At 50.7% G+C, this 11,989-nt stretch carries 14 protein-coding genes; all 14 read right to left on the reverse strand.

Annotation, left to right across the window (positions count from 1 at the left end):
* Positions 1-338: 338 nt before the first annotated feature.
* The 14 genes from I2D94_RS12100 to I2D94_RS12165 all read right to left on the reverse strand — a co-directional run bounded on the left by I2D94_RS12100 (position 339) and on the right by I2D94_RS12165 (position 11,974).
* Positions 339-1,265 (reverse strand): Fic family protein, encoded by a 927-nt coding sequence (locus I2D94_RS12100; RefSeq protein ID WP_370544619.1) that lies wholly within the window; start codon positions 1,263-1,265, stop codon positions 339-341.
* 191 nt (positions 1,266-1,456) lie between these two features.
* Positions 1,457-1,771 carry a DUF6176 family protein gene (locus tag I2D94_RS12105; protein ID WP_195397049.1) on the reverse strand — a complete coding sequence of 105 codons (315 nt, stop codon included), beginning with the start codon at positions 1,769-1,771 and terminating at the stop codon, positions 1,457-1,459.
* The gene (locus I2D94_RS18700) at positions 1,768-2,067 is read right to left on the reverse strand and encodes an NUDIX domain-containing protein (protein ID WP_195397051.1); all 300 of its coding nucleotides are present in this window, start codon (positions 2,065-2,067) and stop codon (positions 1,768-1,770) included. Before I2D94_RS18700 ends, I2D94_RS12105 begins: the two co-directional genes overlap by 4 nt.
* The gene (locus I2D94_RS12115; protein WP_195397052.1) at positions 2,061-2,279 is read right to left on the reverse strand and encodes a hypothetical protein; all 219 of its coding nucleotides are present in this window, start codon (positions 2,277-2,279) and stop codon (positions 2,061-2,063) included. The genes I2D94_RS18700 and I2D94_RS12115 overlap by 7 nt, the downstream gene beginning before the upstream one ends.
* A gap of 50 nt (positions 2,280-2,329) precedes the next feature.
* Positions 2,330-3,958 carry an LCP family protein gene (locus I2D94_RS12120; protein ID WP_195397053.1) on the reverse strand — a complete coding sequence of 543 codons (1,629 nt, stop codon included), beginning with the start codon at positions 3,956-3,958 and terminating at the stop codon, positions 2,330-2,332.
* Between the two features lie 143 nt (positions 3,959-4,101).
* Complete coding sequence (locus I2D94_RS12125; protein WP_195397054.1) at positions 4,102-6,723, reverse strand: cation-translocating P-type ATPase; 2,622 nt, start codon at positions 6,721-6,723, stop codon at positions 4,102-4,104.
* Positions 6,724-6,858: 135 nt separating this feature from the next.
* On the reverse strand, positions 6,859-7,932 hold the full coding sequence (locus tag I2D94_RS12130) for a hypothetical protein (protein ID WP_195397055.1): 1,074 nt from the start codon (positions 7,930-7,932) through the stop codon (positions 6,859-6,861).
* Positions 7,874-8,338 carry a hypothetical protein gene (locus tag I2D94_RS12135; protein ID WP_195397057.1) on the reverse strand — a complete coding sequence of 155 codons (465 nt, stop codon included), beginning with the start codon at positions 8,336-8,338 and terminating at the stop codon, positions 7,874-7,876. The genes I2D94_RS12130 and I2D94_RS12135 overlap by 59 nt, the downstream gene beginning before the upstream one ends.
* Positions 8,339-8,383: 45 nt before the next feature.
* Positions 8,384-8,926 (reverse strand): tetratricopeptide repeat protein, encoded by a 543-nt coding sequence (locus I2D94_RS12140; RefSeq protein WP_195397058.1) that lies wholly within the window; start codon positions 8,924-8,926, stop codon positions 8,384-8,386.
* Between the two features lie 189 nt (positions 8,927-9,115).
* A complete protein-coding gene (locus I2D94_RS12145; protein WP_195397059.1) occupies positions 9,116-10,261 on the reverse strand; it encodes an SIS domain-containing protein in 1,146 nt (381 codons plus the stop codon).
* A gap of 73 nt (positions 10,262-10,334) precedes the next feature.
* Positions 10,335-10,745, reverse strand: a complete 411-nt coding sequence (locus tag I2D94_RS12150; protein WP_072684198.1) for a hypothetical protein — start codon at positions 10,743-10,745, stop codon at positions 10,335-10,337.
* A gap of 10 nt (positions 10,746-10,755) precedes the next feature.
* The gene (locus I2D94_RS12155; protein WP_006058960.1) at positions 10,756-11,124 is read right to left on the reverse strand and encodes a DUF2089 domain-containing protein; all 369 of its coding nucleotides are present in this window, start codon (positions 11,122-11,124) and stop codon (positions 10,756-10,758) included.
* Between the two features lie 12 nt (positions 11,125-11,136).
* Positions 11,137-11,421: a hypothetical protein gene (locus I2D94_RS12160; protein ID WP_195397060.1), complete on the reverse strand. Its 285-nt coding sequence runs from the start codon at positions 11,419-11,421 to the stop codon at positions 11,137-11,139.
* A 94-nt stretch (positions 11,422-11,515) separates the two neighbouring features.
* A complete protein-coding gene (locus I2D94_RS12165; RefSeq protein ID WP_195397061.1) occupies positions 11,516-11,974 on the reverse strand; it encodes a hypothetical protein in 459 nt (152 codons plus the stop codon).
* Between the last annotated feature and the right edge of the window lie 15 nt (positions 11,975-11,989).

Below are 11,989 nucleotides of genomic sequence, written 5' to 3' on the forward strand. Positions count from 1 at the left end.
AACCTTCCCCCGCTGATTTTTTATTTTGGATCGTCGCTTAGAATTCTCTTCCTTCCCGCTCAGCAAAAAACATATCGGTAATAAATTCCGGCGATTCCGCCCAAAGCGCACTTTCCGTCTGCCGCAACGTTTTGTACGTTTATGAACGGTAGAACTCCAGCATCGCGTCTTCAAAAGATAAATTGAGCTGTTCCTGAATGATATTCACAACGGCTCGATCTGTAAACATACATTCATCGTTATGTCCTTTCCGTTAAACGTGTAAATAGCCTCCATCATAGACCTGTCTCCTTTCTAAAGTTAGACTTGTTAACCATATTCTTTATTCTGTTATTTAATTATGCTTTCTTAGTTTGCAACCCATGCTGAAGCTTGATTATTTCTTCTTCATTCTCCTTCGTTAATTCGCTTATTTGATAAGAACGTATTCTTTCATTGACTAATACCGGAATAAGAAATCCGTGCTGAACAAGACCGGCAACTCTGTTGATAACCGTTTTATTGGTAACTCCTAATTTTTTTCCAAGTTCGATTGGAGTAAATTCTCTAATTCCATTTTCAAGCAAATAACTAAGCAGCTCCTTCTCCCTTTTTTTCAAATAGGTCAAGCTCGAAACAACATTACTTTCCTTTGTTTTATATGACAAATCATAAACTTTCTTTGAATAAAGCTCCATCATTCTTAAGAAATAAGTAAGCCAAATTTCTGGATGCGGCGGATTATTTCTGCCTGAATAATATAAAGCAGGCAACCCCATTTGCAGGGAATTGTAGTATTCTTCTGCATCATAAGCAAAATATTCTTCTAACGAACCAATCCCCTGAAATCCATATCCAAAATAATCGAGCAGATATCCAGAAATCAATCTTGCCGTTCGACCATTCCCATCTTCAAATGGATGAATTGTAACTAATTGATAATGGGCAATCGCCGCAATCAACAACGGATGATCATCAGTATGATCAAGATAGTCTACCAATTCATCAAGCAGTATCGGAACATCAATATACTCAGGCGGAATATAATCCGCGTTCCCGCTCAAAGAATCATAAACCGCAAATAAAACGCCTGCCGGCATGGGCCCCCGCAATCCTATTTTTTCTTTAGAAGCTCCCTTTTCCACGATCGCCTGAACTTCCAAAATCATTCTTTTTGTAACTTTTTCCTTTTTTTTCAACTTATTCTCTAAATATAAAAGTGCCAGATAATAATTTCTAACTTCCTGTTCTGGTTTTAGGAAATGCTTGTGAGGGCCGCTTTCCACTATTTTTCACTAAAATTACACTATTTTTCATTATTATCTTCTTGAAAATAGGATGAAAAAAAGCGGGATTTCCACTTTTCATTTCTTATGCACTAATTTATACGTTCAATTTTTTACCCTGTGTTCTTAACCGCAATGATCAATCTTCGCCCATCCCCGCAGCTGCAAGCAGCGCTAACTGGACCTTGGGATCAGCTGAAGCAATTCACAGAAGTTAACTCCACAGGAGGAACCGAAGAATCAATACATTCTCTCCAATAAGCCAGATGTACTTGATCAATCGGATGCGCAGAATCTTGGACATCCGTCCCCTCACCCTGCAGATCCACCCAGATCAAAGCCATTCCCTTCGCGTCTTCTTCCATGAAAATTGCTTCCAAAGCCATTTTTTCATCGCTCAGCGTTTCCTGAACCTCCGCCTGTCTTTGGTTCAATACAGCCATCCATTCGCGGGTCAGCTGCTCTTTCCCCGGGCGTACCGCATAGCGGGTCAATGTGAGTTTCATGATAAGATTTCCTTTAATAAATCAGATGTCAGGACTGAACAAGCGATGAATTGACCTGTTCGCATCAATTCGTCGATTTCGTTCACAGACGCCCAGCAGGCTTCTGTCACTTCTTCGCTTTGCAGAACAAGCTCGTAAATACTTCCATTGAACCGGACATGAAACAGGGAAATTTTCCGGCTTTGATGGAATACACTTCGTACAGAAAGACAAGTTTCAGAATTAACCAAAATTCCAAGTTCTTCCTTCAGCTCACGCTGTACTGCGTCAAGACTGGATACGTGAAATTTCACCATCCCGACGGGGCATTCCCAGTGTCCCCATCGTTTTTCCCAGCTGCCCGGCGGGTGATCAAAACTTGATGCTGATCATTTTCAATCACTGCGACCACGCCCAGAAAGTATCCGTTTTTAAGCACCGCATCCCGCAAAACAGGATAAGAAAAGCGCCGGCCGTGTTCATCGCAAGCCGCTAATAGCTCCTGTTGAAATTGATGTGTTGTATCCATATCCCCGTCTCGCTTTCCTCAGAAATTCTCTTTTAGTCTTCCTTAACAGATCATTGCTTTAACGGCGCAAATTTCTCGTCATATTCATCCTTGGAGATCGCCGGCGCCTCATAGACCCAGTCAATGCTGAACGACAGCGCCTTCGGCGCGTCGATCTCGCTGTTCAAATTAAACACCCGATGGATTGCTTTCTTGTTGTCTTCGATTGAGCCCTGATACAACCGGACAATCGACATCCGATTCGGCGCCCGGTCGTTGACGCCGGAAATCCGCGCGCCGATCACGTTGAATACATTCTGATTCTGCACATAGCTGCGGTTCATCTTCTTCATCGTTAAATTAAACAAGCCGATCATCTGTTCCATGCTTAGATTGGTCGACACGTTCTCGCCCGCCGCATCCAGCACCTTCAGCGCCTTATTGACATCCTTCAGCCGCACCGCTTCCGTTAAAATTGCCTGAATCACCTGCTGCTGATTGCTCTGACGCTGAAAATCTCCGGAATTGTAGGAATGCCGTTCCCGGGCAAACGCCAGCGTCTGTTCGCCATTCAGCCGGTTGACGCCCTGCGGCACCCACACTGTCTGATGTCCACGTTCATCGGAGGAATCCTGACCGACAAATTCCTTCGGATTGTCGATGATCACGCCGCCTAAAGCGTCGACGATTTCAATGATACCGTGGAAGTTGCTTTCAAAGTAGAAGTCCACATCGACGTCCAGCAGCTGTTTCACCGTATCAATCGTGCATTGGCGGCCGCGCACGCGGGAATTGTTGATCTTATCCGACTTCTGATTGGTATAGCAGGCGATCGGCACGTAGCTGTCGCGCGGGATGGACGTCAGCAGCACCGTCATGCTGCTCGGATTGACGGTCGCCAACATCAGCGCGTCGCTCCGGTCGTCGTCCACGCCGATGATCAGCACGGTGAACGGCTCCTTCGTCACATCCTTATCGCTGCCCTGCTCGGTATGAATCGTCAGCGTGCGGTTGAAGTTATGCACATCGCGCAGCCCCGCCAGCTCCGGCGCGATTTCCTCGTTTGTTTCAAACATTCCCTTATAGTTTTCCGGCAGGGCAGCCACGTCGATTTCCCTGTTCAGCAGCCCTTTTAAAAGCCGTGTATAATCGGAATATTCACGATATGTTACCTTTAACTTTAATTTTTCGATCTCGTTCTTCGGCATTTGATAGCCCTGCTGCGCCTGTTCGTCATTCAGAATCCCGAACACCTTGCCATTCAGATCCTGAGCACTCTGCAGCGCGGCATGCTCATCGTCCCCCAGCACGACAAAAGAAACGCCGACGGTTTCCTGCGACGATCCCTGATCCATCATCTTGTCCAGATTGACGTTCAGCCGGCCTTCGACATACACGCCAAACGCGCTGATCAAGCCGATCACGACCGCCGCCGTCATCGCGGTCTTCAACAGGCTGACGCTGCGCCGGCCAACGGCCAGCATCGCCAGGAAATTCAAAATCAGCGCCGCCGCCAGAACGATCAGATTCAGACGGATAAACAGCGTCCGGCTTAACGAGCTGAACTGCGTCAGCCCGAGCATCGCCAGCACCAGAAACAAATCGGCGGTCAGCACGAAAAAAGCCATGATCTGATTGATCAAGGTTAAATCACGCCGGACCTTCTTTTTCTTGTGCGGCTGGGTTTTACGTTTGTCCATGTCGGCAGTCCTCCAGAGGTTTAGCATTTGAACATCGCTGATTGCGATGCGTTTATCCGATTTACACTGGATTTATTTTAACATAGAGTCCTGCGCCCTGCAGAAGTTTCTGCGCTTTGTAAGAAATTTGAAAAACTCCCGGATCAGGATTTCCGGGAGTGAGGACGCGATGAATGGTTGACAGGATTGAATAATTTGGATATCTCGTTGATCAGAATCAAGCTTGCGGACAAACCGAACACGACAGCCCAGCAGGTCCAGTCCAGCGCTGCGGTTTTCAGAATCATCTGGAAGATCGGCAGATTCACCACCATCACCTGCAGCGCCACGCCGATCACAAACGTCGCTAACAACAGCTTATTGCGGAGAATCCCAACCTTGAAAATCGAGTGGTCCAGACTGCGCAGATTCAAGCTGTGGAACAGCTGCGCGATCGACAGGACCATGAACGTCATCGTATGTGCTGTACGGGGATCATAGTTTGAGCCGAATTTGAACGCGACTAACGAGATCGTGCCGATATACAGACCATTGAGCACCATGAACGCCCAGCCGCCGTTGGCGAACAGACTTTCCGTCGCCACGCGGGGTTTCTGATCCATGATATAGGGATCCTGCGGTTCGGCAGCCAGCGACAGCGCCGGGAATGCGTCGGTGACCAGGTTGATCCACAGAATCTGAATCGCCGAGAGCGGCGCCGGGGCGATCGGCATCAGCACGATTGCCAGAAACAGCGTCGTGATTTCCCCCAGATTGCAGGAAAGCAGATACAGCACAGCCTTCTGGATATTGAGATAAATGTTGCGGCCTTCCTCGACCGCGCTGATGATCGTCGCGAAATTATCGTCCGTCAGAATCAGATCGGACGTCTGCCGCGATACCTCCGTTCCGCTGCCCATCGCGATGCCGACGTCGGCCTGCTTCAATGAAGGCGCGTCGTTCACCCCGTCGCCGGTCATCGCCACGATCTTTTCATCCAACCGGTAGGCTTTCACAATCCGGACCTTATCCTGCGGCGTGGCGCGCGCGACAATCCGGATGCGCTGGCAGGCCTGAGCCAGCTGATCATCGCTCAGATCCTGCATCTGCACCGAGGTCAGCACCTGCGACAGCGATTGGGCGATACCTAACTGGCGGCCGATGGCCAGCGCGGTATCCGGATGATCGCCGGTGATCATCACGACGTCGATGCCCGCTTTATGCGCCAAGGCAATCGCTTCTTTGACACCTTCCTTCGGGGGATCGATCATCCCTGCCATTCCGATAAAACATAACCGGGTTTCAAACTGACTCTCGTCCAGCGAAGCGACCGTGCGCGTCGCCAGCACCAGCACGCGCAGCGCTTCCCCGGCCATCTGCGCGGCAGCTTCCTCAATCTGCCGCCGCATCGGCGTCGTCAGCTCCACCCGCCGGCCATCCTGCCACAAATGCGTACATAACGGCAGCACGCTTTCCAACGCGCCCTTGACATACACGATTTTTTCCAAACCGGTCTGATGCACAGTGCTCATCCGTTTGCGCCGGGAGTCAAACGGAATCTCGGCAACGCGCGGGAACTGCCGGATGATCTGCGCGGCATCGACGCCGTTATCCAGCGCCCAGCGCATCAGCGCTACCTCGGTCGGATCACCGATAACGCCCTCAGCGTCAAGCTTGGCGTTGCCGCATAAATAGAAGCCTTCCTTCAGCCGCCGTTCCGTCACTTTCTGCGATGCGGACTGGATTTTGCCATTCAGATAGTACGCGACAACCGTCATCCGGTTCTGCGTCAGCGTCCCGGTTTTATCCGTACAGATGACCGAGACCTGGCCGAGCGTTTCCACGGCGTGCAGCTTGCGCGCAATCGCGTGATGATCGCTCATTTTCTGAACACCCAGCGCCAGTGAAATCGTCACGACCGCCGGCAGTCCCTCAGGAATCGCCGCCACCGCCAGTGAAATCGACGTCAGCAGCATTTCAAACAGATCGCGTTTCTGAATGACGGCGATCACAAAAATTGCCGCGCAGATGATGACCGACAGCGCCCCCAGCACTTTTGACAACTCAGCCAAACGCCGCTGCAAGGGTGTCAGCAGCTTTTCCTCATGCTGCAAAAGCTTCGCGATCTTGCCGATCTCGCTGTCCATGCCCGTTGCCACGACCAACCCCGCGGCGTTGCCGTCCAAGACGATCGTCGAGGAAAACGCCATGTTTTTCTGATCCGCCAGCGGCAGCGTCTGATCTTTAGGGTAACGTGCCGAGGCATCCTTATCGACCGGCACCGATTCGCCAGTCAGACTGGATTCCTCCACTTTCAGATGTACGGTTTCAATTAAGCGCAGATCCGCCGGCACGAAGTTGCCGGCTTCCAGAAACACCAGATCACCCAAAACCAGCTCGGCCGCGTCGATCTGCTTCAGCTGTCCGTCACGCTTGACCACAGCTTTCATCGCGGTCATCTTTTCCAGCGCATGCAGCGCTTTTTCTGCCTTCCATTCCTGGAATACGCCGATCAGCGCGTTGATCGTAATCACCGTGACAATGATGACGGAATCCATCACCTCATGCAGAAAAATGGAGATCACGGCCCCGAGGATCAGAATCAGGATCATCGGATCGTTGAATTGTTCCGCGACTTTTTTCAGCAGTGATTCTTCTTTTTTCTTTTCCAGCTCGTTGCCGCCGAAGCGCTGCAGCCGGGCGGCCGCTTCTTTTTCACTCAGGCCCTCGTGGGCGTTAGTCAGTGTTGCTGCTTCCAGTTCCTGTATAGTTTGACGATAGGGCATAGCACTTCTCCTTTACCTATTCCCATCTATATCGCAAATCCCCTCGGATTAGAACGCGGCGCAGCGCCGGATCGTCCGCAAAACGTGCCAAAAAAAGCCGGATTCCTCCGGCTTTGGACTTTCTTTGACAAATGTTTATGAATTGCGGCGGCTGCCGCCCCATTCCACAACAGTCAATCCGGTTCTGGCTGGGGCCGGGTCTAACGTCTGCGGCTCCATTACAACCGCCTCGTCCAGACCTTCCGAGAGCATATAGACGCGGATCAGTGTATCCGGCTGCGGCTGGCATTGAAGCGGAACGAGCCGGGCATAATCGGCGCAGGGAAACGTGATCCGATTATAGTCGGATTGGGAGAGGATCGGCAGCCAGTAGGTAATGAAGTCGGCGCTCTCCCTTTCATTTAAGCCCAGAATCGCCAGCTTTTCCTCTAAGAAACTGACGGTATCCTCACGGGCTACGACAAATCCTTGATCAAAGTCGAAGTCATCCGGGATCTGCGCTTCGTAATAGAGATACGGATAGCGGCGATCCTGAATAATCAAACCCTCTGCCGTCACCGTGCCTGACCACCCCTGCCGATACTGCGGATAGCTGAGCGTCGGCGGCGTCCCCAAGGTCAGCGTGAAGTCGGTTTCCGTATCCTTATAAAGATAAATCACCGGTTTATCCGCACCGATTTCAGACTTTTCCGGTTCCCCTTCAAAGCAGGCCTGAATTTCTTTTAAATCACACAGGTTCATCAGCGCAGCCCGGTCAACGTCTGTCAGCGGAGCATCCCAGCCCTGAAAGTAAATCTGTTGATAGGAATTCGCTTCTTCATTCAGCATCGGCCAGAGCTGTTCCCACGTCAGCTTCTGCGCTTTGGCCGCTTCCCATTGCGCCGGAGTGAACGCATAGACGTCGGGAGTACAATACAAAAGCCAGTAGGGATGATCTGGATCTTCTGACTTCATCAGCGAATAAGTTCTTAACAGTGCATATTCCTCCATGATCCTTACCGGATCATATTCGCCATTATAAGCGTAATCGCAGTCATAGCGAAGCATCAGGTTCTCGATGTACGCTTTTTCCTGATCCCCCAGCTCCAGCTTTGTGTCTACAAAGCTGTAAAAGAGCTTCTTGCCATAGCGATATTGATTGTCAAGCAGCTCATCCTCCAGCGGGAGAATCCCCCGGCGCCGTTTCTGTTTTCTGCGAATCAAAATCATATTTTGTCACGCTCGCGGCGTCCTCGCTGGCAAACGTCACCGCCGCTACCGGATCGATATCCTTGCGATATTCCCCCGCAATGAAATAACAGCCCATTTCCTGCGGTCCCAGTGTGCGGTTGATCGGAATTTCGCGGATTCCGCCTCGGTTGCCTTTAAGATCCAGAGAAAGGATCTGAATTTCCTGATCGGTATGATTGGTGATCGCAACTTGATTTAAGGGTTGAGTAATATCGCGGCCTGTTTCATCCGCAGGTGAAAGTGTAATGGTAAACGCCGTCTCTGCCGAGATGACAGCCGGCGAAACGACGGGAGTCGGTTCTATCGGCGAAGAAGCTGGTACGCATCCGCCAAACAGGACAGCCAGCACGGCCACGATCCTGAGGCTTCGCTTTTTCCGCTGCATAATTTTCCCCCATTCCCACGTCTTGAATTCTTAGTCAGCCTGCGTTTATTGACATTGCCGAAGCAGTTCTTCCGCCTGACGGCGCTGTTTCGGATAGTAGAAATATTGATCCTCATGCAGGGAGTAGCCGTGCACCGCCAGCACTAAAAACCGCCGCGCCTGCCGTAAATCTGCTTCGGTCCCTTTCCCTTCCAAATAACATCGACCTAAGCGCAGGCAGACCTCCGGATAATCCATAAGCTCTCCCGTTTCCCGCAGATGCTGAAACAGCTTGCGGTAAAACTGAAACGCCCTGATTTCATCCTTTTTAACAAATTGACCACATTGGTAAGCGTCGGCAACCTTCATAATCGCTTCGGGATTTCCCAGCTTCGCCGCCTGCACAAAATAGCGGAATCCTTCGGCCGGATTCTTCGTCACGCCCCGCCCATAGGTATAACAATAACCCAAATTCGTCATCGCCTGACCGTTGCCCAGACTGGCGGATTCCAGATAATACCGCACAGCCGTCCTGAAGCCTTCCGGCGTTTCGCTTTGATACGCTTTTGCACCTTGATTCAATAATTCGTCGCTGCGTTCTTTTTGCATAATATAGTCCTCTTTATCTGCTTTAATCATACCGCAAAACAAGATGATGTTCATTTACAAATTGTTTATTATTCATATGAAATAAAGATGGAAACCTATTTTCGCAGCATTCCCATCTTTTTAACTTTTTGTGCTTTTTCCAGCCTTTGTTTACTGACCTTCTATATCTCACATTAAATTCCGTTTTTCTTACTCTGCGCTGAGTTCACGCAGCTGTTCCAGAAGCAGAACCCCGCAAAGCAGCACCGTCACCGAGGACAACGGACAACGCCGCTGACCGTCGATCGTCAGACAGGCATCCTTGTTGACACAGCAGTTGTCGATCACGATATCCGCCGTTTCAAACAAGCGCCGGCCGCTGGGATGATCGGACTTGATCACCGGCGACTGCTTCATGTTCGTGATCGCCGCAACTGTCGTTTTATTCGACCACAACAACCGCGCCAGCTCGACGTTCATCACACTTTTTCCGGTGTTGGACGGCATCAGGAATACGTCCTGGGGTTGAATTTTATATTTATCAATCAACATCTGGGCATAGTCGCGCTGCTTCTGCGTCCAGCCGCTCTGGACTGGATCGAATACCATCAATTCCTGTTCCAGAATCGGAACGACGTTATCCAGCGTCTTCTCCTGCGCCATCAAATCCTGAAGCATGTGCGAATGACCGCTGCCCATGACGATCAGCCGGCCTTGCTTCCGCTCCAGCTCCTCGGTGACTTTGGTTATCGAAGGCAGTTGGGTCTGTTCAAATTGTTCCAGAATTTCCAGCATGCTTTTATTCAGCTCATGCACAGCGCTGGCGGGATCGATCCCGGCCGCCGCCGCAAAACTGACGGCATTGACCGCCTGGGCGCCATAGACCTGCAGCATAGGCAGAAAACGTTCTTCTACGCTGAACAATCCCGGCGCTTCCGTCTGCCGGTCCGCCTGCAGCATCTGCCACTGAATCCCCAATCGCCGGCAGTGCTTTTCCATCGCGGCATACAGCGGCGTATCCTGACTGTGGAAGGACAAAACCAAATCATTCCGCTCTATTTTCCAGGCTTCGATCAGCACCCTGGCATATTCCGGACACCGGATTAACGAGGCATAGCGGCGATCGTAGGTCATCAGCTCACGGGGAAACAGACCGATGATTTCAGGATGTCCCTGCAGCCGGGCCGTCAGCTCTTCCGCAAACCAATGATCCTCGCCGATCCCATAGGCATACACCTTCCTGCCTTCCGCCAGCGCCTGCGCTAACTGTGTCCCGATCCGGACAAACTGATCCATCTGCGATTCTGTCCAGCCCAGCCAGACCTTCTGGAACAAACGGCACTCTTCTTTCAGCATATTCAACACCTCTTCTCTAATTATACGGACAACGACGCAAAAAGGAAGCCTTCGCTTCCTTAAAATTGAATGACTATTCGACGACGATCCGAACTTTGTCGCCTTCCGCCGAAACCACGTCGACCAGTTCGCCGACCTGACCGTCTTCAACCAGTTTCATGATCAAGTCAAGATCCACGCCTTTCAGATCCACGTCCATTCCGCTGAGCTTCATCTGTTTGGTGAAATCCAGACCTGCGCGGATTAGCGACACCGGCACATTGACGCGCACCCGATCGTTATTGGCCGACTCAACCTGAATCCGCAGCATTTTCGGATGGGAAGGCGCGCTGTAAATCAGCGGACGCACCTCCGATTCAGCCGGTTTGGACGTCTTCTCCGTGCGTTTTTCACTTTCTTCGATCGCGTCCAGCAGCCGCAGCCCTTCTTCCACGCTCAGCGTGCCATCTTTGACCATTTCCATAATTTTTTCTCGGGAGTTCATGTTGTTCCTCCTACTTTTTTAACAGCGCAATCGCTTCTTCGGCGCTGATCTCGCCCTGCTGCAGCCGTGAGAGCACATCGTCGGCACGGACGGCAGGTTCTGCTTCCTGTTTGACCGGAAAGCCCATCTTGGTAATGATCGTATCCAGCATTTTCTTCACAGTCGGATAGGAAATATTGAATTCCTTTTCCATTTCCTTGATGTTGCCCTGAACCCGGATAAAGGTCTCGACGAACTGCAGTTCATCTCGATTCAGATAACTGAAACGGGATAAGGCAAACTCGCCGGTAATCTCCGTATGACAGCGGGTACAGGTTAACCGTGTCGCAAGCAGCTGATTGCCGCAGACCGGACACGTTCCGAACACTTCATTTCGCATCGTGTTTCCTCCTTATCCTAAAATATCAATGAGCACCCGATTCGGGCCGGATTCCACCTCGACCAGCCGGAATGGCTCGCAGGCTTTCAATTCCCTGACCGACGTCTGCACCAGTTCCAGAATCGCGTCGCGGTTATCCAGCAGGAGCTGCACGCTTTCATCGCGCGACTGAGCCGGAACATACTGCGATCCCCACAGCACAACTTTCAAGATTGCCGCGGCGGCGCTCAGCGGAATTGCCGGAATCACGACATTTTGTTCAGGCGACTCCACAATGATTTTAATCTTTTTGGCCATCCTCGTGTCCTCCTGAGAACATTATAAATTATATTTGAATTATTTCAAGAACTTTTTAATATTTTTAATATATTTATTAATTATTTAAATATCATTAATTCAAAATTTTATGAATTCCGTTTCGAATTCGAATGTAGACATAGGCCGAATGCAGGTCGGAAAACGTCTTCATGTGGTGATAATAGGAAAACGCCGGATCGCTTAACATATCCAATACGATGTAGCGCCAGCTGACGCCGGTTTCCGCCTGAATCCAGGCAGCCGCGCCCCGTTCCGGTTTGATCTGCCAACTTCCGCATTGCAGACACTGCTCCTGAAGCTCAACCACCATCCCGTCAAGCTGCTCGCACGGATGTTGATCGTCAAGAAAATAACGCACAAAAGAACATGCCTGTTTCAGGCTGTTCCAGACTTCTCTTTCCGCTTCGCCAACCCGCGCAACGGCGATTAATACCGGCGGATGATCCTGCGCATAACGAATAAAACGTTTCCGGCAAAGCTGCGCGTCATAACTGTCGCCGAGAATATCAGAATCCAGGTAAACCAGATCCATGACTGGGACCTCCTT

Source organism: Holdemania sp. 1001302B_160321_E10 (genome assembly GCF_015552275.1).
Lineage (GTDB): Bacteria > Bacillota_I > Bacilli_A > Erysipelotrichales > Erysipelotrichaceae > Holdemania.